This is a genomic window from Chryseobacterium sp. FH2 (assembly GCF_001045455.1).
GTDB lineage: Bacteria > Bacteroidota > Bacteroidia > Flavobacteriales > Weeksellaceae > Chryseobacterium.
Genome location: NZ_LFNE01000006.1, coordinates 39,006 through 64,584 on the forward strand (window position 1 = coordinate 39,006; position 25,579 = coordinate 64,584).

27 protein-coding genes are annotated in these 25,579 nt (G+C 33.5%); 18 read left to right on the forward strand and 9 right to left on the reverse strand.

The window, feature by feature from the left end; translation table 11 throughout:
* The first annotated feature begins 113 nt into the window (after window positions 1-113).
* The 5 genes from ACM39_RS10760 to ACM39_RS10780 all read left to right on the forward strand — a co-directional run bounded on the left by ACM39_RS10760 (window position 114) and on the right by ACM39_RS10780 (window position 5,947).
* The gene (locus ACM39_RS10760) at window positions 114-470 is read left to right on the forward strand and encodes a hypothetical protein (RefSeq protein WP_048511049.1); all 357 of its coding nucleotides are present in this window, start codon (window positions 114-116) and stop codon (window positions 468-470) included.
* A 196-nt stretch (window positions 471-666) separates the two neighbouring features.
* Window positions 667-3,051 (forward strand): TonB-dependent receptor, encoded by a 2,385-nt coding sequence (locus ACM39_RS10765; RefSeq protein WP_048511050.1) that lies wholly within the window; start codon window positions 667-669, stop codon window positions 3,049-3,051.
* 52 nt (window positions 3,052-3,103) lie between these two features.
* On the forward strand, window positions 3,104-3,673 hold the full coding sequence (locus tag ACM39_RS10770) for a hypothetical protein (RefSeq protein WP_048511051.1): 570 nt from the start codon (window positions 3,104-3,106) through the stop codon (window positions 3,671-3,673).
* Window positions 3,674-3,813: 140 nt separating this feature from the next.
* A complete protein-coding gene (locus tag ACM39_RS10775) occupies window positions 3,814-5,148 on the forward strand; it encodes a trigger factor (protein ID WP_048511052.1) in 1,335 nt (444 codons plus the stop codon).
* Between the two features lie 109 nt (window positions 5,149-5,257).
* Entirely contained in the window at window positions 5,258-5,947 is a 690-nt protein-coding gene (locus tag ACM39_RS10780) for a hypothetical protein (RefSeq protein WP_048511053.1), read from the forward strand.
* 61 nt (window positions 5,948-6,008) lie between these two features.
* Here the strand turns inward: ACM39_RS10780 and ACM39_RS10785 are convergent, their stop codons facing one another.
* Together ACM39_RS10785 and ACM39_RS10790 are read right to left on the reverse strand one after the other, a co-directional pair.
* On the reverse strand, window positions 6,009-6,593 hold the full coding sequence (locus ACM39_RS10785) for a DUF3109 family protein (protein ID WP_048511054.1): 585 nt from the start codon (window positions 6,591-6,593) through the stop codon (window positions 6,009-6,011).
* 6 nt (window positions 6,594-6,599) lie between these two features.
* Entirely contained in the window at window positions 6,600-7,505 is a 906-nt protein-coding gene (locus ACM39_RS10790; RefSeq protein WP_048511055.1) for a DUF6427 family protein, read from the reverse strand.
* Between the two features lie 42 nt (window positions 7,506-7,547).
* On the opposite strand from ACM39_RS10790, the gene ACM39_RS10795 reads away from it, so the two are divergent.
* The gene (locus tag ACM39_RS10795) at window positions 7,548-7,781 is read left to right on the forward strand and encodes a DUF6341 family protein (RefSeq protein ID WP_048511056.1); all 234 of its coding nucleotides are present in this window, start codon (window positions 7,548-7,550) and stop codon (window positions 7,779-7,781) included.
* 84 nt (window positions 7,782-7,865) lie between these two features.
* On the opposite strand, the gene ACM39_RS10800 is transcribed toward ACM39_RS10795, so the two are convergent.
* From ACM39_RS10800 to ACM39_RS10830, 7 genes are all read right to left on the reverse strand, one after another.
* The gene (locus ACM39_RS10800; protein ID WP_048511057.1) at window positions 7,866-8,303 is read right to left on the reverse strand and encodes a universal stress protein; all 438 of its coding nucleotides are present in this window, start codon (window positions 8,301-8,303) and stop codon (window positions 7,866-7,868) included.
* Between the two features lie 59 nt (window positions 8,304-8,362).
* Window positions 8,363-8,968 (reverse strand): fumarylacetoacetate hydrolase family protein, encoded by a 606-nt coding sequence (locus tag ACM39_RS10805; RefSeq protein ID WP_048511058.1) that lies wholly within the window; start codon window positions 8,966-8,968, stop codon window positions 8,363-8,365.
* Between the two features lie 64 nt (window positions 8,969-9,032).
* Window positions 9,033-9,431, reverse strand: coding sequence for a putative signal transducing protein (locus ACM39_RS10810; RefSeq protein ID WP_048511059.1), 399 nt, complete (start codon window positions 9,429-9,431; stop codon window positions 9,033-9,035).
* 3 nt (window positions 9,432-9,434) lie between these two features.
* Complete coding sequence (locus tag ACM39_RS10815; RefSeq protein ID WP_048511060.1) at window positions 9,435-10,199, reverse strand: 3'-5' exonuclease; 765 nt, start codon at window positions 10,197-10,199, stop codon at window positions 9,435-9,437.
* A gap of 72 nt (window positions 10,200-10,271) precedes the next feature.
* Window positions 10,272-10,985: a CDP-alcohol phosphatidyltransferase family protein gene (locus tag ACM39_RS10820; RefSeq protein ID WP_048511061.1), complete on the reverse strand. Its 714-nt coding sequence runs from the start codon at window positions 10,983-10,985 to the stop codon at window positions 10,272-10,274.
* Window position 10,986: 1 nt separating this feature from the next.
* Window positions 10,987-11,850 (reverse strand): lysylphosphatidylglycerol synthase transmembrane domain-containing protein, encoded by an 864-nt coding sequence (locus ACM39_RS10825; RefSeq protein WP_048511062.1) that lies wholly within the window; start codon window positions 11,848-11,850, stop codon window positions 10,987-10,989.
* Window positions 11,831-12,784, reverse strand: a complete 954-nt coding sequence (locus ACM39_RS10830; RefSeq protein ID WP_048511063.1) for a glycosyltransferase family 2 protein — start codon at window positions 12,782-12,784, stop codon at window positions 11,831-11,833. The genes ACM39_RS10825 and ACM39_RS10830 overlap by 20 nt, the downstream gene beginning before the upstream one ends.
* A gap of 70 nt (window positions 12,785-12,854) precedes the next feature.
* Here ACM39_RS10830 and ACM39_RS10835 point away from each other — a divergent pair, with 70 nt between their 5' ends.
* From ACM39_RS10835 to ACM39_RS10890, 12 genes are all read left to right on the forward strand, one after another.
* Window positions 12,855-14,483, forward strand: coding sequence for an ArnT family glycosyltransferase (locus ACM39_RS10835; protein ID WP_048511064.1), 1,629 nt, complete (start codon window positions 12,855-12,857; stop codon window positions 14,481-14,483).
* Between the two features lie 159 nt (window positions 14,484-14,642).
* The gene (locus ACM39_RS10840; protein ID WP_048511065.1) at window positions 14,643-15,059 is read left to right on the forward strand and encodes a DUF2147 domain-containing protein; all 417 of its coding nucleotides are present in this window, start codon (window positions 14,643-14,645) and stop codon (window positions 15,057-15,059) included.
* A gap of 236 nt (window positions 15,060-15,295) precedes the next feature.
* Window positions 15,296-16,276, forward strand: coding sequence for a pyruvate dehydrogenase complex E1 component subunit beta (locus ACM39_RS10845; RefSeq protein WP_048511066.1), 981 nt, complete (start codon window positions 15,296-15,298; stop codon window positions 16,274-16,276).
* Between the two features lie 118 nt (window positions 16,277-16,394).
* Window positions 16,395-18,389 carry a KUP/HAK/KT family potassium transporter gene (locus ACM39_RS10850; RefSeq protein WP_048511067.1) on the forward strand — a complete coding sequence of 665 codons (1,995 nt, stop codon included), beginning with the start codon at window positions 16,395-16,397 and terminating at the stop codon, window positions 18,387-18,389.
* Window positions 18,390-18,457: 68 nt separating this feature from the next.
* Window positions 18,458-18,931, forward strand: a complete 474-nt coding sequence (locus tag ACM39_RS10855; protein ID WP_048511068.1) for a Fur family transcriptional regulator — start codon at window positions 18,458-18,460, stop codon at window positions 18,929-18,931.
* Window positions 18,932-18,934: 3 nt separating this feature from the next.
* Window positions 18,935-20,680, forward strand: a complete 1,746-nt coding sequence (locus tag ACM39_RS10860) for an OstA-like protein (RefSeq protein WP_048511069.1) — start codon at window positions 18,935-18,937, stop codon at window positions 20,678-20,680.
* Between the two features lie 355 nt (window positions 20,681-21,035).
* On the forward strand, window positions 21,036-21,938 hold the full coding sequence (locus tag ACM39_RS10865; RefSeq protein WP_048511070.1) for a hypothetical protein: 903 nt from the start codon (window positions 21,036-21,038) through the stop codon (window positions 21,936-21,938).
* Window positions 21,938-22,768: a hypothetical protein gene (locus ACM39_RS10870; protein WP_048511071.1), complete on the forward strand. Its 831-nt coding sequence runs from the start codon at window positions 21,938-21,940 to the stop codon at window positions 22,766-22,768. Before ACM39_RS10865 ends, ACM39_RS10870 begins: the two co-directional genes overlap by 1 nt.
* A 2-nt stretch (window positions 22,769-22,770) precedes the next feature.
* Window positions 22,771-23,547 (forward strand): hypothetical protein, encoded by a 777-nt coding sequence (locus ACM39_RS10875; RefSeq protein ID WP_131701445.1) that lies wholly within the window; start codon window positions 22,771-22,773, stop codon window positions 23,545-23,547.
* Between the two features lie 610 nt (window positions 23,548-24,157).
* Complete coding sequence (locus ACM39_RS10880; protein ID WP_131701446.1) at window positions 24,158-24,400, forward strand: hypothetical protein; 243 nt, start codon at window positions 24,158-24,160, stop codon at window positions 24,398-24,400.
* A gap of 90 nt (window positions 24,401-24,490) precedes the next feature.
* Window positions 24,491-24,754 (forward strand): hypothetical protein, encoded by a 264-nt coding sequence (locus tag ACM39_RS10885; RefSeq protein WP_228377102.1) that lies wholly within the window; start codon window positions 24,491-24,493, stop codon window positions 24,752-24,754.
* 54 nt (window positions 24,755-24,808) lie between these two features.
* Window positions 24,809-25,579, forward strand: coding sequence for a GLPGLI family protein (locus ACM39_RS10890; RefSeq protein WP_048511075.1), 771 nt, complete (start codon window positions 24,809-24,811; stop codon window positions 25,577-25,579).

Sequence of the window (25,579 nt, forward strand, 5' to 3'; positions counted from 1 at the left end):
TATGGATGTGTTTTGTAACAAAACTGCATTTATACCGACTTACTAGACAAGTGTAAAATTAATTTAATATAAGTTTAATTTAAAAAATTAAATTATTTTCATAATTTTGAAGGATGATTTTTAAAGAAAGCAGAAATCTAAAGAGTTTTATTTCCAAGCTGTTGTTTGGGATATACTTTATTGCGCTTTTCTTTCAAAATTTTCACCATCACAGTTCTGAAGAAGTTTTTAAAAATTACAGTTTTAAAAAGACAGAAAATACATTTACAAAAAATGTAGTGAAAGAAAAAGCCGCAGATTGTTTGGCTTGTCATTTTCTTGCTACCGGGCATACTTTGGTTCCGGAAGAATATAATTTTTCTTTTGAAAATTATACTCATGAAGTAAAGCAGATTATTGCTGTTCAGGAGAAAATATGGTCTCAGACCAAATTCACTTTTCATCTTCGCGGTCCGCCCGTAATTTCATAGTTTTTAGATTTTTTATTGACTTTAATTTGGTTTGAAGTTCAATATTTGGGGTTTTTAGGTTCAGGAAAGAATGTTAGCAGCAGTTATTTACTTCTGATATTCAATATTTTATCTTTTGTACAAATGAATCGAATCCCCTTAACAAATTTTTTATGAAAAATGTACCTTTTTGGGGTACGTAATCAATCTATTTACAATGAAATTGATATATAGCTTATTGCTGATCTTTTGCGGGTTTGCAATTACAAACGCACAACAGACTTACACTGTGGAAGGAACTGTTCAGGATTTTCATGATAAATCTTTGCTGGAAAATGCAGAAGTCAAAATTGGAGATTTTAAAACCAAAACAGACAAAAAAGGTAAGTTCTCGTTCAGTAAAATTCCTTCGGGAAAGTACATTCTCATTGCTAAACATCCTGATTGTAATGATTATACTGAAAATATAGGAGTTACACAGGATTTGCATATAACGATAACCCTGGAACACCATATTCAGGATATCGAAACAGTGACAATACATGGGAGTCACAAAAAAAACGGTTCTTTAGTGATTAAAACCCTGGATAAGTCTGAAATTGAAAGAAATTCTACCGATAATTTAGGCAATTTATTATCAAAAATTTCAGGAGTTACGGCTTTAAAGACCGGGAATAATATTTCAAAACCTGTTATTCACGGGCTTTACGGAAGCCGTATTAATATTATGAACAATGGTGTGAGGCTTGCCGAGCAGGAATGGGGTGTGGAACATGCTCCGAATGTTGATATTAATAATTTTCAACATATTGATGTGATAAAAGGAGCATCTGCCTTGAAATACGGAAGTGACGCTATTGGCGGAGTCGTGGTGATGGAGCCGGAAATTTTCCCTAAAAAAGATACCATCAAAGGTTCTGTCGGGCTTACAGGAATTTCCAACGGAAGAGGTCTTGCTTTGGATGCGGATGTAGCCAAAGTCTGGAAAAACGGCTGGGCGGTGAAGTCTGGAGGAAGCATGAAAAAACTGGGGGATCAAAGCGCTCCTGACTATAATCTGAAAAATACGGGAATGGATTTCTCTTCCTTTAATTTTACGGTTCAAAATAATACGTATGAAAGAGGAATTTCTTTTGATTATTATTTAACGAATCAAAATATTGGAATTTTAAGAGATTCACACGTGGCAACTTCGGCTGATTATGATAGAGCAATGAATGCCAATCCGCCTATTTATTCGGGGAGTTTCAGTTATGATATTGATAATCCTAGACAGGTTATTGAGCATCATATTGCAAAAGTTTCGGCTTTCAAAAGGTTTGAAAATATTGGGAAATTATCTGCAACATACAGCTATCAATACAATCACAGACAGGAATATGATATCAGAAGAGGTGAATTAAAAGACACACCTTCTTTGGATTTAGAATTGATGACGCATCAGTTTAACCTTAATGATTTATTGGAAAGGGAGAAATGGTCTTTAGAAACAGGTATTGATGCTGGTTTTCAAAATAATTATTCAGATCCTGCTACGAAGGCAAGACGTCTGATCCCGAATTATGATAAATATTCTGCAGGTGCATATTCTGTTTTTAAATATAAAATTTCACGTAGTTTTAATTTTGAAGCAGGAGCAAGATATGATTTCACCCGTTTTGATGTTACCAAATGGTATGACAAAAGCGATTGGGAAAAATCGTATGCAGACGCTTATCCTCAATTTTATGTGAAAACAGATCAAAACAGGGTTTTGACGCGTCCTCAGCTTAATTATAATAATGTTTCTTTCAATGCAGGTTTGGAATATCGTCCGAATAATGATTTTGATTTGAAATTTAATTATTCTAAAGTTGGACGCTCTCCAAATATCGCTGAATTATTTTCAGATGGGCTTCACCATTCTGCGGGAATTATCGAAACAGGTGATATGGGTTTGAAAAATGAGCAGGGACATCAGTTTAATTTAGAAATATCTTCAAGATTCGATGTTTTGAGAGGTTTCAATATTTCGGTTAATCCATATTTTTTCATCACTAAAAATTTCATTAATGAAGTTCCGGTGGGTATCAGAGGTACAATCAGAGGGGTTTTCCCAGAGTGGGTTTATCAACAGATTGATGCTAAAATGTACGGTATAGATCTGGATATCAATTGGAAACTTACAAATGATATAACCTATGTTGGAAAAGGAAGTTATGTTTACGGACAGGACGATACCCACAACGAACCTTTGATTTTGATGATGCCTCCGAATTTTTCCAATGCATTGCAATTCAAAAAAGAAAAATGGAATAATTTCTATTTTATTGTTGAGAACCAAACGTTTTTAAAGCAAACAAGATTCCCAATCCGGAATGCTCCGCTGGAGCTTTATATAGATGGACAATTGGTGGATAAAGAGATTGATTTCAGTACTCCGCCAAATGGTTATTCACTTTGGAATATCCAGACAGGAATCAACATCAGCAAAAATTTTTCTGCGGGACTTATCGTAAACAATCTTTTCAATACCTCATACAGGGACTATCTGAATCGTTTGAGATTCTTTGCGGATGAGGCAGGAAGAAACGTTATTTTAAACTTTAGATATAGATTCTAAAGATTTCAAAAACTTATTTAATCAAAATTTTACAATTTTAAAATTCTTAAAAATGAACAAACTATTCAATACTAAAAATATTATCAAATTATTAGCTGTTTTATTCCTAACAATCACTGTAGTTTCTTGTCAGAGAGACGGTTCTACAGAAGAGGATGATCTTCCTCAGGAGGAACTTACCAATATTGTACTGTTAGTAACGGAAGATGGTACATCTAGCACAATTTCTTACGATTATAGCATCGGAGCAGGAGGTATACCTACAATTCCTTTGACTGATGGAAAAACATATACTGTAGAAGCAAAATTCAGAAACGGAAACGAAGATGCTACTGGTGAGATTGTGGATGCTAAAGACGAACATTTCTTAATTTTTGATTTTCCGAAATCTAATATTTCTATTCAAAGATTGGACGGAGGCGATCTTAGGGCTGACGGGAAAAGAGTAGGGCTAAAAACAAAATGGACTGTCGTAAAAGCGGTTGACGGAACTGCACCGTTGTTGAAATTAACTCTTATTCACTCGCCTCAAAGCGTGAATGATGCAAAATCAGGAACAGCCTGGGGAAGTGTAGTAGGAGGCGAAACAGATGCAGAAGCTACATATAACCTAAGCAATTAGGAATCATTAATCTTGTCAAACAAAACCACTGAATTTTTCGGTGGTTTTTTATTTAACAATATTTGATGTTTTAAGTTGATATTAAATGAGTGATTCTGATAAAAATTTCATATTTTTGCAACCTAAAATTTTAATCAATAATGAAGGTTACCGCACAAAACCATGATGATGTAAGTGCATTGCTTACAGTGACATTGGAAAAATCTGACTACAAAGAAAAAGTAGAAAAGCAATTGATTAATTATGCTAAAAATGCGCAAGTTCCTGGTTTCAGAAAAGGAAAAGTGCCTTTAAGTATGGTTAGAAAACAATATGAAGCAGGCATTGCATTCGAAGAAATTAACAAACAAGTTTCTGATGCATTAAACAGCTATGTTAATGATAACAAATTAAGATTAGTTGGCCAGCCTGTTCCTCAGCCAGTAAACGAATTAGATTACAACGCTGATCAATTGGAAGTTGCTTTTGAAGTTGGGTATGAGCCTGAATTCACGATAGATTTAGCTAAATATGAGGCTCCTCACTACAAAGTAGAAGCTTCTGAAAAAGAAATCAACAAGAGTATTGAGAATATGCAGAAGCGTTTTGCTGAGCAGGCTCCTCAAGAAAAAATCAATAAAGATTCTTACATCGCTCTAGAAGTTTCTCAAGTTGTAGAAGATGATGCGGAAGGAGAGCACCACCACCATCCAAAGAACGTTACCATTACTGCTGAAAACAAAGAAGCTTTCAAATTAGTAAAATCTTTGAAAATGGACGGATCTGTAAAAGTTTCTAAAGAAACTCTTGCGGGTAGCGAAGAATTGGCTAAAGAATTAGGATTCAGCAAAGAAGAAGTTGAGCATTTACACCACAATGAAGTTGAGGTAAAAGTGAAAGATTTCTACGCTCTTAATTTAGCTGAACTAAACCAAGAGCTTTTTGACAAAGTTTATGGTGAAGGAACCATTAAGTCTGAAGAAGAACTTAAAGAAAAAGTAAAGGCTGAATTAGATGAATACTTCCAGCAAAATGCTGATGTACACTTTGTAAACAAAGTATTGGAACAAGTTTCCGAGAAAGAAGAAGTGAAGCTTCCTGAAACTTTCTTAGTAAAATGGTTACAGTTCTCTAACCAGAATATCCAGTCTGAAGCTCAGGCTAAGGAAATTCTTGAAGCAGAGAAAAACCAATTAAAATATCAGATCATCGAAGGCAAATTGATGACTGATAATGAAATTCAATTAGACTATGCTGATGTTTTAGCACAAGCAGAGCAATTAGTTAGAAACCAATTAGCTATCTACGGAATCCACCATTTAGGTGATGAAGAAATCCAAAAATATGCTGTTGAAATGTTGAAAGATCAGGAACAGGTAAGACAAATTTCTTCTGAAGTTGCTATGACTAAGTTGAAAGATGTAATTCTTGAAAAAGCTACAAAGAAAGAAACCGTTATTTCTCACGACGAGTTTTTAGAAGAGCTTAAAAAATAATTTATTTAGATATAAATATTTCAAAACCACCAAAAACTTTGGTGGTTTTTTGTTTTGAAAAACTAATTTGTCTTTTACATTTTTTATATTTACACTCTAAACAAAATATATGAAGAAGTTAATCATTCCGTTTTTTTGTGCTGTATTTTTTTCCGTCTCACTAAATGCACAGACAGCTGATGCTGTGAAGAAAACTGAAGTTATTCAATCAAAATTAACTCCAAAAGATGTTATTGACAATTATTTTAAAGCTCTTGGAGGAAAAGATAAACTGGAAGCTATAAAATCTACAATCACAGAAAGTACAATTTTAGCTGAAGGTATGGAAGTGAGTATGATCAGTAAAAAAATGGGGAATAAGTTTAAATCTGTTCAGAAAATGGGAGATAAGGAAATAGCTGCTCAGGCTTTTGACGGAGAGAAAGGATATATTAATCAAATGGGAAACAAAGCACCTATTCCTGCCGATAAAATTGCCGAACTCAAAAAAGGGAAAACAATCGATGAGTTAAACTATGATCCTTCCAATTTCAAAACGGTAACAGTAGAAAAAATAGAGGGGAAAAATTATAATGTTTTAGCTTCAGATAAAGGCAGCTTTTATTTTGATGATTCTACGGGCTTATTATATAAGTCTGTAATAGGTGGCGGAACGGTTCTGGTTAAAGAATATATGACGGTGGATGGCGTGAAATTTCAAAGTAACATTGAGATCCAAAGCAAAGGGCAAAAGGTTGTTATAAAAACAAACAAGATTACAGTAAATTCCGGAGTTACAGATCTGGATTTTAAATCTTAACGAATTTGATTACACTTTATTTAAATAAAAAACCGCAGATAACTCTGCGGTTTTACTATTTTTAAGAGCCATATTCTTTTTTCCATTCGTCAGCAACTTCGCTTAGAACACCATAAAATTCTTCTCCGTATTTTCTGATCAAAGGTGTTTTCAGAAACTTATAAACCGGAACCTGCAGTTCTTTCCCCAGCACACAAGCGTCGCTGCAAACATTCCATTCATGGTAATTCAAGGCAGTAAATGCAGAATATTCCGTAATTCTTATAGGATAAAGGTGGCATGAGATAGGTTTTTGCCAATCAATTGCACCATCTTCATAAGCTTTTTCGATTCCGCATTTTGTGATTCCTCTTTCATCAAAAGTTACGTAAGCGCACTCACGGCCTTCTACCATTGGGGTTACATACATTCCGTCCATAGGATCTGTTGTCCATGTGCCTTGCTCTTCCAGTGCTTTGATGCCTTCCTGGGTAAGGTAAGGTTTAATTTTATCAAAAATATTATCTAAAATTTCCAGTTCATCCTTATCAAGAGGAGCTCCTACGTCTCCTTCCACACAACACGCACCTTTACATTTTGTAAGGTTGCAAACAAATTCTTCGGAAAAAATGTCCTCAGAAATTAATTTATCGTCAATCTGAATCATAATCTTTTAAAATAAATCAAAATAGGTACCTACTTTGAATGTAATTAAACTAAAAATAATAAGCCATAAACTCACTTCCTGCATCCAGTATTTGGGTAAAAATCTCATCATTCTGCTTATAATAATACTTGATGGAAAAGCCAGAAGAAGTAAATATTCATAACTAGTATTCATATAAAGAATAATAGTAATCAGCTGAGCCACGGAAAAGACAAGTAAAAATGTGTATTTGTAACGACTTATCGGGCTTTTTTTATTGTAATTTTTAAAATGGTCATATATTGCATAGATTAGCATTAAAACCACAGGAATTAAAGGTAAAACATCGCTGTAGTCTGTTATGATTTTCATTTTTCCAAATGGGAAATAATCTATGTTCCATGTTGTGAAATTCAGGAAATACATGACAGAAAAGTAGCTTGATGCAATTAAAACTATTCCAAGCAAAAACCGGAAAAGGTTTAATATAATTCTGGCGGAAGTGGCAATCACATGAATAATCACGAAAATAGCCATTGGCCATGTTGTAGGCAGAAAAATAAAATTTAATGCTACAATGGAGCCTACTAAAACGTAGGATTTCTTTCTGATGTCTTCATTGGTACTTGTTAAAAGTAACAAAAGGAAAGAATTGGTAAGAAGAGCAACCGCAATTCCTATATCTAAATTTCCGGGATAAAGCCCGAAAATAAAAACTGTATATAAGAATAGCGGCAAATGTGTCTGATAATTAAGCGCAATGCTGTGAAAACAAAAATATCCCAAAGCAATCCCCAGAAATGTAATTCCGGCAACAATTGCTTCATAGGTGTTGAAATTCAGTATGTTAAATATTATTACTACTAAAAGAAGAAAGCCAATATAAACCGGGATTGAAAAAATATTGCTTTCTTTTGAAAGTAATTTAAACATTTTTTATAAATTTGTACAAAGTTAATTTAAAAAAGGAAAATAATGACGTCTTTCTTTCTATTCTTAAGTAAAGTTTTCAAATGGTCTTTCGGTTTTTATGACACGTTTGGAAATGTTTTAAACTGGATTTTATTTATCGTTTGCTGCGTATTGTTTACGTATTGGTGCTACGTACTTGTAGTTACTCTTGGTGGCGATAAAGATAAAGACTACTATTCTCCAACGGAAGGTAAATATCCTTACTATGATCCGAAAATCTATAAAAAAGAAGGTTAATTAATTGGTTATATAGTAAAAAACCGGCCAAAACATAAGTTTTGATCGGTTTTTTTATATTAACGATTAAAATTTGAAATGTTTTTACTCATGTATTGGGAGTACTAAAACAGGAACGGGTGAATCTTTTGTTATTCCTTTCGTTAAACTTCCTACAAATACATCATAGATTCCGCTTCTTCCGTGTGAACCCATTACGATAAAGTCTGCATTTTTTGCTTTTGAATACTCCAAAATAATATCTTTGGCAAGACCTTGTTTCAGAAGATGTTCACAATCTACATCATGAGCCAGAATTCTTTGTTCGATTTTGTTTAACTGAACCAATTCTTCTCTAATTTCATTGGCCTCAACCTCTGGGAAATACTGAAATCCCATATCGCCGATGGCAAAACCAATATCCGAAGGAGCAACATGGATTAAAAAAATTTTACCATTTACCTGTTTGGCGAATTTTACCGCTCCTTCTATAAGCTGATCTGTTTTATCCCCAAAATCTACGGGTAATACAATATTTACCATAACCTTTAATTTTGTTATTTAAAGATAGGAAAATTATTCCAAAATGTATGTTAAATACGTTATAATATTCGGATGTCAAGAATTTTTTTCTCTTCAAGATAAGCTTCCAAAATATCATTTTCGTCTACTTTTCCAACACCTTTTGGAGTTCCCGTGAAAATAAGATCGCCAACTCTTAATGTAAAATATTGGGAAGCGAAAGCGATAATATCATCAATCGTGAAGATCATATCTTTCGTATTTCCGTCCTGAACTTTCTCTTTGTTTTTTAATAATGAAAAATTTAAAGATTCGAGACGGTAATCTTCTTTTTTGAAGAAACTTCCAACCACAGCAGAACCGTCAAAACCTTTTGCAAGTTCCCAGGGAAGACCTTTAGATTTAAGCTCGCTTTGAAGATCTCTTGCTGTAAAATCAATCCCTAAGCTGATTTCTTCATAATGTTTGTGAGCAGATTCTTTCTGGATATATTTCCCGCCTTTTGAAATTTTTACGACAACTTCCAGCTCATAATGCACGTCATTTGAAAATTCCGGAATGTAAAAATCATTTCCTTTTAAAACAGCTGTATCGGGTTTCATGAAAATTACAGGTTTTCCAGGAATCTCATTTCCTAATTCTTTTGCGTGTTCACTGTAATTCCTTCCTATGCAGATGATTTTCATAATTCTTTTATTTAATTATAGATTGCTTTGATCTTTGTAACGACAAAAAACTGTTAGCTAAGTTTTAATGTACAAACTCATTACCACAATAATAGCAGACAAATTTATGGCTTGTTAAAATTGAAACTCCAAAGAAGCTTGTTGCGCTGTCATCTCTGTAAATATGATTTGAACCGCATTTGGGGCATACAAAATCAAATCCCGGATTTTCAATGGTATGTTCTACTTCCATAGAAAACTCTTCATTATCTTTGTAATCCTGCAAAACTTGTTTTGCTTTTTCCAAATCTTCTTCGAAGACCTGCAATTGAATCCCGCCCACAGCCTGAGAAAGCAGCCAATCCGACTGAATAAGCTGTTCATTGGCGATAAAGCTGTTAATGCCGTTTTCAGCTAAGATTTGTTTGTCTCTGTTGGCCTGAAGAGCAGTTTCGTAAAATTTAAATTTAACTAAATCGCTCATTTTTTAAAATTTGCTGGATAATTGAATTTTTGTGAAAACTTTTTTGGTATAAAGGGGAAAATCAGCATTCTGGAGCCATCCGAAATATCCAAGATCTTTCTGGAAAACAGCTTTTACACCCTGCCCTTTATATTTGCCGAAATTGAAAACTTCTTCATTCCTATCATTATATCCAATAAAGCCGGCTAAATCTGCATTTTTATTGTGAAAAGTAAATTCGCTTAATTGAGCAATTTCACTTGGAATATCCTCATATTTTCCAACCTGAGCGTCTAATACTTCAAACGTTGCTAATACATCGGCTTCTGCAGAATGGGCATTTTCTAATATTTTCCCACAGTAAAACTGATAAGCTGCACCAAGGTTTCTTGGTTCTTTTTTATGGAAAATGGTTTGTGCATCAACCAATTTAAATTTGCTTAAATCAAAATCCATACCCACTCGTAAAAGCTCTTCAGCCAAAAGCGGAACATCGAATCTGTTTGAATTAAAACCACCCAAGTCAGCACCGGTAATCATTTCCATTACTTTTGAAGCAATTTCTCTGAAAGTAGGAGCATCTCTTACATCTTCATCATAAATTCCGTGAATTTCGCTGCATTCTTTTGGAATCGGCATTTCCGGATTTATACGCCATGTTCTGCTTTCTCTGGACGCATCAGGATTTACTTTTAAGATGCAGATCTCTACAATTCTGTCTTTCCCGATATTTGTTCCTGTTGTTTCTAAATCAAAGATACAAAGTGGTTTATATAGTTTTAAGTTCATTTTTCAGCTATAAATTATAAGTTAAGAATGAGTGTAATGAAAGCTATGAAAATTCATAACTATAGCTCCTTACTAATTAAGTTGTTTTTGAAATATAATTGATATTACAATATAATAAATAATTATCAGTGGAATTCCGACAGTTTTAAAGATAATTAAAATAATAATTGATCCTATCAATAAAGCTAATTTTGGATAATTATCCTGTAATTTCATTGATTTGAATTTCATGGCGATCATTTTTATCGGACTGATTAAAAGCCATGATGAAATTGCTGTAAATAGTACTAAAAATAACGGATTTTCAAATAAAAAGGTGAAATCACCAGCCCCCTTTTGAGCATAATATAATCCGAAAATTAAAATAGTATTTGATGGGGTATTTAACCCTTTAAAATAATACTTCTGATCTTCATCCAAATTGAAAATCGCCAGTCTTAAACATGAAAAAAGAGTAACAAACAGTCCTAAATATTTAACTTCAAATGGCAATTCTGTTTCTGAAAGTATTTTTCCGAATGGTTCTAAAGCTGCATACATTGTTAACCCCGGAATCAAGCCGAAACTCACCATATCTGCCAGCGAATCCAGCTGAACTCCCAGATTAGAGTTTGATTGTAAAGCTCTTGCAACAAATCCGTCAAAAAAATCCAAAACCAGCGAAACGATAATGCAGATTGCAGTGATTTGGTAATCTCCTAAAATCAGATGTATAGCACCTACACATCCCGAAAAAAGATTTCCAAGAGTTAATGCATTTGCCAGATTGTTTTTTATAAAATTCATGTTATTTTTCTGTAAGTTTTAAATTTAGCTTTCTTAATTGAAATATGATTCCAAAAAAGGAAAAAAATGCAGTAATTACCGTAAAAAGCAAAGATGCAGATACTGAAATGGAAGGATTAAAGTTAAAATATTTTGAAGCCTGAAGAAACAGCATTTCTCTCACGCCGATTCCGGCGAAAGAGATTAAACTCAAAACAGAACTTCCCAAAAATGTAACGGTATAAATTGTAAAATCATCATTCACTCCTAAACTTTTCATGATTAAAAAAAAGCAAATGACCTGTAAAAGCTGGATGAAAATCGATAATGAGAACGTTTTGAAAAAAATAGGGATATATGTTGAAAACAATTTTTTTGTCAGAAAATAAGCAATTCCGATTCCTATAATTATCAAAGCAATCATTAACAAAACCCATTGAATTTCAAATAAAAAAGCTGAAAAAATAAGAATTAAAACACAGATTGCCAAAAGCCCGCTCAATCGATCATTAAATAAAGCAGAAGTGATTTTTTTTGCACTCCACCCGAATTTCTTATTTAAAACATACACTTTATACGCATCGCCGCCGATTCCTCCAGGAATGAAAAAATTGTAGAACATTCCTAAAAAGTAAAGTTCCAGATTGCTCCTGAAATCCAGATTAAATTCATTTGAATTTAAATAAAATTCAAGTCTTTTCGTGGATAAAACCTGTGAAGCCAAAAAGAAAATGGCACCCAGGATAACATAAAAAACATTGACAGTAGACCATAGTTTGGCGACATCGCGAAACGGTATCTTTTTGAAAACAAAATACAGTAACGCAACACTGACAAGAATTTTTACAGCATTGATAAGGAGTTTTCTAAGCTTTGTTTTCTCCAAAATTTGTAATTTTTCTGATATTGAAAGGTCGTTTACTCTGAGATTCGTAGTAAGTTTTCATCAGCATATCAATAATAATACCCGTTGTGAAAAACTGGATTCCGATAAAGGCTAAAAGTACCCCTAAAATCAATAATGGTCTTCCTCCGATATCGTGCCCCATCAATTTTACAACCAAAAGATAAGCATTAATCAACATTCCTAAAACAAACGCCACAAGACCGATGTTTCCGAAAAGATAAATCGGTTTCGAAAGATACTTCTGATTAAATAAAACCAAAAGCAAATCATTGATTACTTTAAAAGTTCTGTTCATTCCATATTTTGAAACGCCAAATTGTCTTGCATGGTGTTTTACAGGCATTTCAGCGATTCTCGCTCCGTTCAAATGAGCCATTAAGCTGATAAAACGGTGATTTTCGCCATATAAATTCAAATCTTTAGCGGTTTCCTGAGTGAAAACCTTTAGGGCACAACCTTGATCTGATATGTTAAGCTTGGTTGATCTTTTAATGATAAAATTAGCAATTCTGGAAGGAATGGTTCTCACTGAAGAATCTTTTCTTTTCTGGCGTTTCCCGACTACCAAATCGTAATCTCCGCTTTCCAAAAGGTTTACCATCGCCGGAATATCACTTGGATCATTTTGCAAATCACCATCCAGGGTGATGATATAATCTCCCGTTGCATAATCAAATCCTGCCATCATTGCAGAACTCTGACCATAATTTTTCTTCAATTGAATCAAAACTACGTTCGGATCATTTTTTTCGTTGATTTCTTTTACCGTTCCGTCTTTAGAATTATCATCGATAAGAATTAATTCGTAATTATAGCCGTTCATAGCTTCACGGATGCGATCGATAAGAATTCCGGCATTACCTTCTTCATTATACATTGGGATTACCAGAGAGTAAAATTTATTATGATCCATTCAGTTGATATTGATTTATTAAATTTGCATAGAAATGCTTTTGCAAAAATACTAAAAAACTATCTTCCAGATGAATCAAAATCAACTGCTGTCTTCGGCTCAAATTTTATTTCTATATATCGGTTTTTCAATTGTTTATATTTCGGGTCTGTTTATTCCGCTGATGGAGAATGATTCCGCACAACATGCATCAATGGCTATGAGAATGGCTTTAAACAATGATTTTTTTAATATTTTCAAAGGAGACGGACCGTATTTGGATAAACCGCACATGCATTTTTGGCTGGCTGCAATTTCTATGAAAATTTTTGGGATTAATCATATTGCATATAGAACTCCTGCTTTACTGTGTCTTGTTTTGGGAGCTTTTTCGACTAAAAAACTGACAGACTTGTTATACAAAAGCAAAAATACAGGCTATGTTGCTTCACTGATTTTCCTTTCTGCACAAACGATTATTCTTTCTGCCCACGATGTCAGAACAGATGCGGTTCTGACGGGGTTTATCATTTTTTCTTTATGGCAATTTGTTAAATTCATTAAAACTCAGAATATTTTAAGTGTTATTCTTGCCGGATTGGGAACCGCAATGGCATTTTCTTCAAAAGGATTGATGGCGATTGTGATTATCGTGTTCTGTGTTTTTGCTTACTTATTGTATTCAAGAGAATGGAAAAAGTTTTTTAATGTTAAAATAATTCTTGCAGCAATAAGTTTTGTCGTTGGAATTTTACCGGTTTTATACGCCTATCACCATCAGTTTGGTGAGGAGGGAATTCAGTTTATTTTATTTAATCAAAGTGTGAATCGTTTGACGGCAACAGGCTTTGAGGAAACAAGCCCGGATTATTTATTTTTCTTTCATACATTGTTGTGGGCTTTTTTACCGTTTTCTTTAGCTTTTTATGTTGGAGTTTTCGAAAAATCAGCGTTTTTTATTAAAAACAGATTTAGAAAAATCAGTGGAGTGGAATTTTTGACATTAGGAGGGTTTTGGCTGGTGATGATACTTTTTTCAGCTTCAAAATTTAAGCTTCCTCATTATTTAAATGGACTGATTGCTGTTCTTGCTATTTTTACGGCAGGTTATTTATTTGACATTTATAGCAGGAATAATGTTAAAAAGATAAAGGTTTTATATATTATTCAGTTGGTAGTTATTTTTGCTGCTATGGCAGGTGTTGGTTTACTGACTTACTTTTTTACAGGAGTGGCAAATATTGTGATGTATGTTGTATTGGCTTTAATTTTTGTGTATTTAATCATTAAAATTTTCAGCAAAGAAAATATTTTTAAGAAATATGTTTTTATTTCATTGGTTTTTGCGGTTGCAGTAAATATTTTCCTCAACACTCAGTTTTATCCTGTGCTTACTCAATATCAGGGAAGTTTTAAATTAGCCCAAATTGTCAATAATGAAAGAATTGACACCAATAAAATTTTTATGACTGAAGATTCAGAATCGTGGGCTTTTGACTTTTATACAAAAAGAAATACACCAAGAGTGGATACAAAAAGATTGAAAAAGGGTGATTATCTGGTTATTTTTAATGAAAATCTGAAATACGTTAATAAAAAATATAAAATCATTGCTCAGGAAAACGATTACAGGATTACCAGACTGTCTTTAAAATTTCTTAATCCGAAGACTCGTCCCGGACAGTTTGATAAGATATATTTGATCGAAATCTTAGATTAAATCGAAAATGTTTAAGATGTGTTTAATTTTAAAAATTGGTACGTCTATTGTTATATATGCTCAGGATAATAAAATTTTTTGTTTGTTTGAAATTAATTTATATTTTTAGCAAAGAATAGACAACAAAATCTTTTTATTAGAATTAAAACTATAAGAAATATGAAAAAATTATTATTAACATTGGCGTTTTCATTATTTGGCATATTATCTTTTGCGCAAATTGAAGGCAAATGGAAAACTATAGATGATGAAACAAAACAGGCAAAATCTATCGTTGAGATTTATAAAAAAGGAGATCAATATTACGGAAAGGTATCCCAATTGTTGATAAAACCAGAAAATCCTAATTGCGTAAGCTGTAAAGATGACAGAAAGAACAAACCAATTTTAGGACTGGAAATCATCAGAGGATTAAAAAAAGATGGTGATGAGTTCACAGGCGGAACAATCACAGATCCTAAAACGGGAAAAACATATAAGTGTACCATTACAAGAAGTGGTGATCAATTGAATGTAAGAGGATATGTGGGTCTGTCTTTATTGGGCAGAACGCAAACCTGGCAGAAAGTAAACTAAATAAGTTTAAATAGAATTTTACAAACGGTATTTCGTAAGAAATGCCGTTTTTATTTAAAAAACTTGTGGTAAAATATTTTTTAGTCTCAAAAAAAATTACAAAAAATTAGGCAAACCCGCAGAAAATCATATTTAAATTAAAAATTAATACAGGTATCTCTATGAATGAGATGCCATTTTTGTTATGTGTATAATAAAAAAACACTATTTTTGTAGTCTAAATTTTTCAAATAAATATGGCAGAATATACTTTTCGTGAGGTAATTGCACAGGCAATGAGCGAGGAAATGCGTAAAGACGAATCCATCTTTTTAATGGGGGAGGAAGTTGCAGAATATAATGGTGCATATAAAGCTTCAAAAGGAATGCTGGATGAATTTGGTCCTAAAAGAGTAATCGATACACCTATCGCTGAGCTGGGCTTTACCGGGATTGCCGTAGGAGCTGCGATGAATGGTAACAGGCCAATTGTAGAGTATATGACATTCAATTTTTCTTTAGTGGGGATTGATCAAATTATTAATAACGCGGCTAAAATCCGTCAGATGAGTGGTGGCCAGTGGAACTGTCCTATCGTTTTCAGAGGGCCTACTGCTTCTGCGGGACAATTGGGGGCTACACACTCCCAGGCTTTTGAAAATTGGTTTGCAAACGTTCCGGGGCTTAAAGTGGTTGTCCCTTCAAACCCTTACGATGCAAAAGGATTGTTGAAAACAGCTATTCAGGACAATGACCCTGTTATCTTTATGGAATCTGAGCAGATGTATGGTGATAAAATGGAAATTCCTGAAGAAGAATATTATTTACCAATCGGAAAAGCAGAAATCAAAAAAGAAGGTAAAGATGTCACTTTGGTTTCTTTCGGTAAAATCATGAAGTTGGCTATTCAGGCTGCTGAAGATATGGAGAAAGAAGGGATTTCGGTAGAAGTTATTGACCTTAGAACTGTTCGCCCGCTAGATTTTGATACAGTTTTAGCATCTGTAAAGAAAACAAATAGACTCGTTATTTTAGAAGAAGCCTGGCCATTTGGTTCAGTATCTTCTGAAATTACTTATATGGTACAGCAAAAAGCATTTGATTATTTAGATGCCCCAATCAAGAGAATTACTACTCCTGACGCTCCTGCGCCTTATTCAGCTGCATTATTTGCAGAATGGTTTCCGAAACTTGAAAAAGTAAAAGAGGAAATTAAAAAAGCAATGTACGTAAAGTAATCATTATAGAAAAAAACTTCCGAAAGGAAGTTTTTTCATTTATTCTATTCATGAATAAAAATTCTTAGGGATGTAAATTTGATCTAAATTTGCGCTTTTAAAAAATAAAATTGCTGATATGGCAGAAGTTACGGAAGGCGGTCATCATTTTGACCTTAAGAAACTTTCATTTATAGGAGTTATTGTTTCTCTCGGTATTGTATTTGGAGATATTGGGACATCACCGCTTTATGTAATGAAAGCAATTGTGAATGCTAGGAAAGATGGAGCGTCTATGCCATTCGACGAGTATATTGAGGGAGCGCTGTCCTGTATTATCTGGACATTAACACTCCAAACTACTATTAAATATGTAATTATAGCTTTAAGAGCAGATAATAAAGGAGAAGGTGGTATCCTTGCTCTTTACTCTTTGGTAAAAAGACTTAAAAAAAAGTGGCTTTATTTGGTTGCTGTTATCGGAGCTTCTACGCTGGTTGCAGATAGTGTGATTACACCTTCATTAACAGTGATGTCTGCTATCGAAGGTCTTAAAATTTATAATCCTGAAACACCGGTAGTGATCATTACCCTGTTTATTCTTTTCATTATTTTTGTTGTTCAGCAGTTTGGAACGGCTTCTATTGGAAAGTTTTTCGGACCGGTCATGGTGACATGGTTTCTTATTTTAGGAGTTTTTGGTTCAATACATATTTCTGATCATATTGAAATTTTCAGAGCTTTTAATCCTGTATATGCTTATAACTTAATTACGCACTCGTCAAGCGCTATTGTAATCATGGGTGCTGTTTTCCTTTGTACAACAGGAGCTGAGGCACTTTATTCTGACTTGGGGCACTGTGGTGCTAAAAATATCAGAATAAGTTGGATTTTCGTTAAATCAATGCTGATTCTTAATTACTTAGGCCAAGGAGCTTGGTTGTTGGATAATTATCAATTAGTTCACAGTACAGGGGTGAATCCTTTCTTTGGAATTATGCCTCAGTGGGCTGTTTTACCAGGTGTAATTTTAGCTACGGCTGCTGCGATTATCGCCAGTCAGGCTGTCATTACAGGTTCATTTACCATGTTTTCTGAAGCAATGTCAATTTCATTCTGGCCCAATCAACATATTGAATATCCTTCAGGAGTAAAAGGTCAGATGTACATTCCTAGAATCAATTGGGGGCTGATGGCTTTTTGTTTTATCGTGGTTATCTTCTTTCAAAAATCAGAAAAGATGGAAGCCGCTTACGGTCTTACGATTACTATTACGATGTTGATGACAACTATTTTGCTGTTGTACTGGTTGAGCAGAACCAGGGTAAGCAAAATTTTCCTTGTTGGCTTTGCTTTAGTTTATCTTTTCCTGGAATCCGGATTTTTCTATGCAAATGTTATTAAATTCGTTGACGGAGGTTGGTTGACAATGGTTCTTGGCGGTTTCATTGCGGTTTGTATGTATGCTTGGTATAATGGCAGGTTGATCAAGGCTAATTTTATTCAATATGTTAAAATCGATAAATATGCTCCTATCATTAAAGATATGAAGCTGGATGAAACTATTCCTAAATATGCTACCAATTTGGCATATTTGAGCAGAGCTAAAAGGAATGATGAAGTAGAATCAAAAATTATCTACTCGATCATTAAAAAACAACCCAAAAGAGCAGATCATTATTTTATCTTAACGATTACCAACCAGGAAGATCCTTTTACTTTTAAATATACAGTAGATGAGATCTTACCGGGAACTATTTATAAGATTAATTTCCATTTAGGATTTAAAGTTGATCGTAGAATTAATGACTATTTCGGAATGGTTTTAAAAGATTTAATGGCTGATGGAACAATACCTTCAAGAAGTAGCCATCCATCATTGAGAATTCATAATATTCCTCCGGATTTAAAGTATGTGATTATAGATAACTCCTATATCAACGATATCCTTTTAACTGTCAAACAGAAGATTACCCTTAATATTTACAACTTTGTGAAGTATATAGGAAGTGATGATTTTAAGGCCTGGGGAGTAACCTCTCATAACGTGGTCGTGGAATCTGCGCCAATTACAGAACTTACGATTTATGATCATAAAATTGAGCAATCTGGATTTTTGAGACATAATAGTTAAGATCCTTTAACAAATTAGTCTGATATTTATTTAAATAAAAATCGATAAATTTGTAGATAATTTTTTTAATGGATACTTTACAAAAAGAAAAAAATATTGCTTTAATCAAAGATGTACTAAGAAACTATTTATTAGAGAAAGGTTTCAGAAATACACCTGAAAGATATACGATCTTAGAAGAGATTTATAATATGGATCATCACTTCAATGTTGATGATCTGTATCTTCTGATGATGCAGAAAAAATATCATGTCTCTAAAGCAACCATTTACAATACTATTGAAATTTTCCTTGATGCAGGTCTGATTCGTAAGCATCAGTTTGGTGAGAAAACATTGACTTCTTCATCATATGAAAAATCTTATTTTGATAAACAGCATGATCATTTGGTGATTTACAAAAAAGATTCGGACAAAGAGATTGAAGAGATTATTGAGTTTTGTGATCCAAGAATTCAAGGAATTAAGGAAGCAATTGAAGACGCATTTGGCGTAAAAATTGATTCTCATTCGCTATATTTTTATGGCACTAAGAATGACTAATCAATGAGACTAATTTTTTTCCTATTAGTTTTTATTTCAACGATTACTTTTGCGCAAGACAGACAAAAACCTGCGCAAAGGGATCCTTATTTGCAGAATCCGGTTAAAAATGTTCAGCCGCAGAAAGCAAAACCTGGTGATAGAGTGAAGATTCTGAATGCTGATGAAATCATCAAAGATCCTCTTAAATATGAAGGAAACCGCTATTTGACAGGCAATGTAAAAATTGAGCATCAAGGTTCTATTCTTACTGCGGATGAAGTGGTATTGTATGATGAGGAAAACTTTGTAAAAGCAATTGGAAATACAAAACTTCAAAATGCAGACGGTTCGGTTATCACAGCAGCTGAAATGGAGTATGACGGGAATACTCAAAAAGGGGTTGCCAGAAAAAATGTAGTTCTTACAGATCCCAAGCAGACTATCAGGACAGATATTATGTATTATGACAGGCTTGCCAATCAGGCTTACTTTAATACAGGAGGAACAATTACTGACGGTCAGAATACTATGTATACTAAATCTGCAACCTATTTTCTGGATACAAAAATGATAGATTTTGTTGGAGATGTAAAAATCGACAGTCCGGATTATATCATCCAGGGAAAAAATATTAAGCAAAATCAGAATACAAAAGTTGCTGATTTCTTTGGCCCCACAACAATTACGAACAGAAAAAATCCTAAAAATTATGTATATACCGAAAGAGGAACATACAAAATGAATACAAAGGAGGCTTTTCTTAATAAAAATTCCAGCATATATTATAATGATAAGATTCTGACCGGAGATGATATGTATTTTAATCAGTTATCTGGTTTTGGAAAAGCAACTGGAAACGTAACTTTAGATGATCCCAAAGAAAAGAGATATATGAAGGGAGGTTATGGTGAGATTTTTGAAAAACAGGATTCTTCTATGATGACTAAAAGCCCGTATGCTGTGAAAATTCTTGAAAAGGATTCTATTTATTTCGCTTCTGAAAAAATTATTTCTTATCAAAAACCTGATTCCCTTGATCCTACCAAGAAGAAAAGCTTTATGAGAGCTTTCAGAAAAGGAAGGTTTTACAAATCGAATGCGCAGGGCAGAGCAGATTCCCTGGCTTTCAATGAAACAGACGGGATATTGCATATGTACAGAGAACCTATTCTTTGGAGTGGCGAAAAGCAGGTGACCGGCGATAAGGTTGAGGCATATTTTAATACGGAAACTGAAGATTTAGACTCGGTACGGGTAATAGGCAATGCTTTTGCGATCAGTAAGGTAGATTCATTAAATCTGAAAGATGAATTCAATCAAGTTAAAGGAAAACTGATGAATGCTTATTACGAAAATAATGATATCAAAGAAGTCAAAGTCATTGGAAATGCACAGGCAATCACCTATGCAGATGATTTTAATGAAAAGACAAAAGAAAATGAAAGAATTGGTATTTCCCTTTCTTCTTGCGGGATTATAGGCTCATTATTTGACAATAAAACATTACAAATTATTTCTTGTAGCATTGGTGCGACTTCTGATACCTATCCTATGAGTAAAATAGAGCCTTCAAAAAGAAAATTTCCTGATTTTAACTGGAATACAAAAGACAGAATCCGGAAATGGCAGGATATACTTGTTGATTCTCCGAATAATGAGGAAATAAAGTATGAACCGGATGATGCACTGTATAATCAGGCTCAGGATGCGGTGGAAAAGGAGAGAGCAAAAGAAGAGGCTAAAAGACCAAAACGGACAAGAAAATAACTTTAATTTAAATAGTAATTTAGCTTAAAAAATTACTTAAAAGTTAAAGAAAATATAAAATTCGCTGTTTTCAATGGAGAAAACAGTGAATTTTTTTTGTTTAGGACGTTAGAAATTCTGTTTTTCTTGTCCTTTTTAAGTCCTTTTTGTGACTAAAAAGTGAAATCTTTTTTCAAATAATAGTGAAAGTATTTTGTTTACTACAAAAGGGTTTAAATTATTAGTTTGGTATCTCACTTCAATTTGATTTAAATTATTTTCAATAAATTAAATGTTTTTTTAATAATTATATATTTTTATTGGTGGTATTTTATATATTTAACACACCAAGAAACACATTATTAAAAAATAAGGGATGAACACAAAAATTATTTTCTTGATTTTTTTGATCTACGGTCTTAAAATCAGCGCTCAAGCTGGGATTTCAAAAAATCCGTCTTTTGAGCTTGACTCCAGAGCACTATTGCATGTAAAGCAGGATAATTTTGCTGCCCGAATGCCCAGAGCTGACTTGACATCTTTGTTGCCGGCTTCGGCTTCGGGAACAACAGGAAACGGGACACAGGGTTCTATTATTTTTAACAGAGAAACAGGAAGTATCGTTCAAAATGATGGCACAGCGTGGAAAATTTCAGATCCAATAGTAACAACAATGAAAAGTAACAAAATGGCTCGTTTCATAAGAACTGGTACGGTTACTTCTTCTTGCGGAACCTGCGGGATTGCGTGTGGTCTTACGGTAAGAACCTGCTCTACAACCAATATCACTTTTACCAACAGCAGTCCGGTACTTAATGATATTTCTTCAAGCGTTTCGTTAGCTGCTGCAAACAGTAATGTGATTAATATTAATCAAAAAGGATTGTATAAAGTTTCTTTTAAAAGTGGTGCAATTGATATAAGCAGTCCGCTTTGTTTAGGAGTCGTTATTAATCTCCAATCCAGGCTTAATCTTGAACTAAGCACTTCTTCTGATGCAACGTGGAGACCTATCAATAATACGGCGAGTAATTCTACAGCAGGAGCTTTGTCTGTCAGTACTTTGGCACCGGGTTCGATTGATGTTGGGCAGTCTTTGACGTTTACTTATGTAGGAGTTTTCAATGTTGGGGATAAATTGAGATTAACATTGAATGGAACCCAGAATATAGGAACAGGAGCCTGTACGGGGCTATTGGGCGGAAATGATATGTATTTCGCAATGAATAAGACGGGAAATGCCGTTTCTGAAATAATAATCGAAAAAATAAATATGTAATGATGAAAAAAAATTTATTAATTGCAATGTTGTTTTTTCAATATTGCGGTTACAGTCAGGTTGTTATAGGGAGTAGTGCAGCCAGTTCAAAAAATATTTTGAAAATACAGGACGGGACTAAAGGAGTGTTGCTTTCATATGCAAATATCTATACTTCTTTTCCTAAATATAATGCTTCCGCTCCGGATGTTTTTGATGATTACCCGAATCTTATCGGTGGACTTATTTATAATAAAAATGATGATCAATATTATAAGTATGATGGTTATTCCTGGAATCCTTCAAGACAAATTCAGGGGATTTATCAGCCTAAAGCTTCAAGATTGGGTGTTTCTTCAGGAATTACAATTCCCTGTATCTCATTCGGGATAGGTTTTTGTTTTGCAGGCAGTACTCCTACTTATCTTGCAGCGGATAACAGAAGCCAGGTGCTTGTAGATAACTTAGCCCTTAAAAACACAAGTAATGTAACGATAAAACAATCAGGAATTTATGATGTAGGTGTTGCGTTAGGCTTTACGGGGGGCAGTTTGGGCTTCCAGGTAGGAATTACTGAGTTTAAATTGACCTTACAGGTGAAATATACTTCATCTTCAGATTGGGAAACAGTGGTTTCGAAAACCAATTACTCTATTGTTTTTGTTGTTGATACGCAGGGGAATAAAACATCAAGTTTTTCACAGACTATTTCTCTACCGGCAGGAGCAGAGCTGAGGGTAGTTCCGGAAATCAGCTCAAATGCTATCTCTGGTGGTGCTTTGGCTGCCTATGGAACAGATACGAATTCTATCAATTCTTATATCGCAGCACGTTTAATTAAAAATTATTAATGATGAAAAAATATATATTCTGTCTGTTTTTGTTTTTAATAAACATTTACAGCGCTCAGGTAAATTTTACCGGTATTCCCAATCCTGATTCAAATGCCAGCGGAGCTGATCAGGTGATGATGTATATTACAAATACAAGTGAAGCGACGGGAGTAAAAGGTTTCGGTCTTCCTGCGGTAGAAACAGATTCTGATTTACCTTATACAGGAGCAAGCGCACCGTCGACTAGGATTGAGGCTTTGCGGGGGATGCTTTTATTTGTGAAAAATACAGGTCAGACAATGGTTTTTGATGGCTTGGTTTGGAGTAAAGCTTTTGAGGTGGAATCTGATAATATCTCAAGATTTCAGATAAATTCTGTGGCTACCACCTCGGGTTCTGCTGTATTGCCGATAAATTCATTGATTGATAAACCTAATTTTTTGGCTGATCCTTTACGGCTTAAAACAAATGTAGCAACTACGGGAGCAAATCTCAACAGATTATATATCCGGCAAAGCGGATTGTATAGAATTAATTTAAATCTCAACTTCACGGGACCTGCGGGGTCATTTAGTAACAGATTGGGCGCAAGTTTATATGTAAATGATGTTCTGAGATGTCAGTTGTTGGAAAATACTGTGAATTATGACGGAACCAATAGGAAAATTAATCTTGATTTTTCGGTATATGCAGTTCAGGGGCAGTATATTTCTTTAGAAACAATTTCTGAAATAGGGGGAACAACATCTTATACGGTGACTAATAACAGTTATGTAACGGTAGAAAAAGTTTTGTAAAAACACAAAGTAAATATATATTTTATGATTTGGTGATGTCGCTCTCATTTTTATTGAGAGCGATTTTTTATTTGGCATTAATATCTAAGATTTAATGGATTTTTTTAACCATATGATTATAAACGAAAATTTTTATTAAAACATTTGTACAAAGTAGATGAATTCATTCATCTGCGGCTAAAATTATTTAAAAAAATCTTTTTATTGTGAAAAAAAATATTTAACATTGTCTCATAAAAATAGATACTAATTTTATTTATTAAAATATAAAGCATTAGCTTTTTCTTGTCTCGGTAAAACTGGTAATTTTCAAAAGTAACAAGAAATATGCGATGCTCACGCTTCGGCGTGGGCTATTGTTTATTTGTTGCTTGGGTATACCAGTACCTCCGAGACAGTAAACATAGTTCCACGCTGTTTTTTTTCACAAAATAGAACAGCTTGGGAATAAATTACAATTTAAACATTAAGTATTTTGTAGTACGTAATGCAAAAAAAAGATGTATAAATATGCTTGCAAGCAAACACCAATAGGAATTTAATGTGTTTTAAACTTTAATTCGTTGTTTAATAATAATTTATACACAACATGAAAAAATTAATTTTCGGTATGTTCCTTTTTGCAGGAACTACTTTGGGATTCGCAAACAATACAGAAAGCACAAACATTTTAACTGTTAATAATAATGTGGCTGAGATCACTGCTGTCAATTATTCTGAAGACGGAGAAAAATGTACTGTAACAGCAACATACGACAATGGTAATGGCAACTATGGTACAATAACAGTAACAGCCTCCACCTGTATGAAGGCGGCTGCATTTATTACTAGTATGCTTGCTGCGGGAGAATAATATTATTCAACCCTGACAAGAACTGAGAAGTTTCCACTTCTTTCAATAATAATTAAAATTTTACACAACATGAAAAAACTAATTATTGGTATGTTCCTTTTTACCGGAACATTCATATTTGCAAATAATGCAAACTGCTCTACTACAGCACTCAATAAAATCTCATTTGAAAAGTTACTAAAGCTTAATGGAGTAAACATAAGGTCTATAAGCTATGATGACAATGGTAAATGTACCGTAAAAGCTAGTTATCATGACACCAATGGTAATCATGGTACAATTACTGTAACATCAGGAACTTGTGCTCAAGCTATGGCGAATATTACTATAATATTAGGAGAAGGAGGATTGTAATAGAATGAGTTTGCTCTATCCCGTATAGAGCAAACTTTTATTAATTTTATTAAAATGAGAAAAAAAATTATACTTCTACTTCTTCTATGTAGCCTATCACTTTTTGGACAAAACAAGGGGATAATTATTGAATATGACTTTTACGAATCATATAATTTGGAATTACATCTACATTCATCATTAAAAAATGATGGAAATAATTCATTATTTGAAATCAGTGATACAAAGGGTACAGAAGATTCAAATACAACAAGTTATGATAGTAATGGTAATGCCATTTACTCTTCACAAAAAAAGAGAAAAGAAAACAGAAATGTTTACAAGGATTTTTCAAATAACACCATAATTTCTTTAATGAATGGCTATAACCCTCATAATTACTTTATTGTGGAGGAACAATTTCCTGCTTTCAATTGGAAAATAGAAAACGAAATTAGAGAAATTTTAGGGTATAGTTGCAAAAAAGCCAGTATGAGTTTCAAAGGGAGGAATTATACAGCTTGGTTTACAACTAAAATACCCATTTCCGATGGCCCATGGAAATTTGGAGGTTTGCCTGGTCTTATTTTAGAACTTGTCGATGATCATTCACTAATAAAGATTGAAGCAATTAAAATAATTTTAAATGCTGAAAATGTAAATATTTCATTAAAAAAAGATGAGAAATACCCTAAAGTTAGTTGGGATAAATATATAGAAAGTATAGATAAAGACTTTGAAAACAGATTAAAGTATCTTAAATCCAAAGGGACAGAAATGGGAGCTGAAGTTGAATTTGATTCTTTTTATGACTCAATAGAATATTCTAAACATATAAAAATGTGA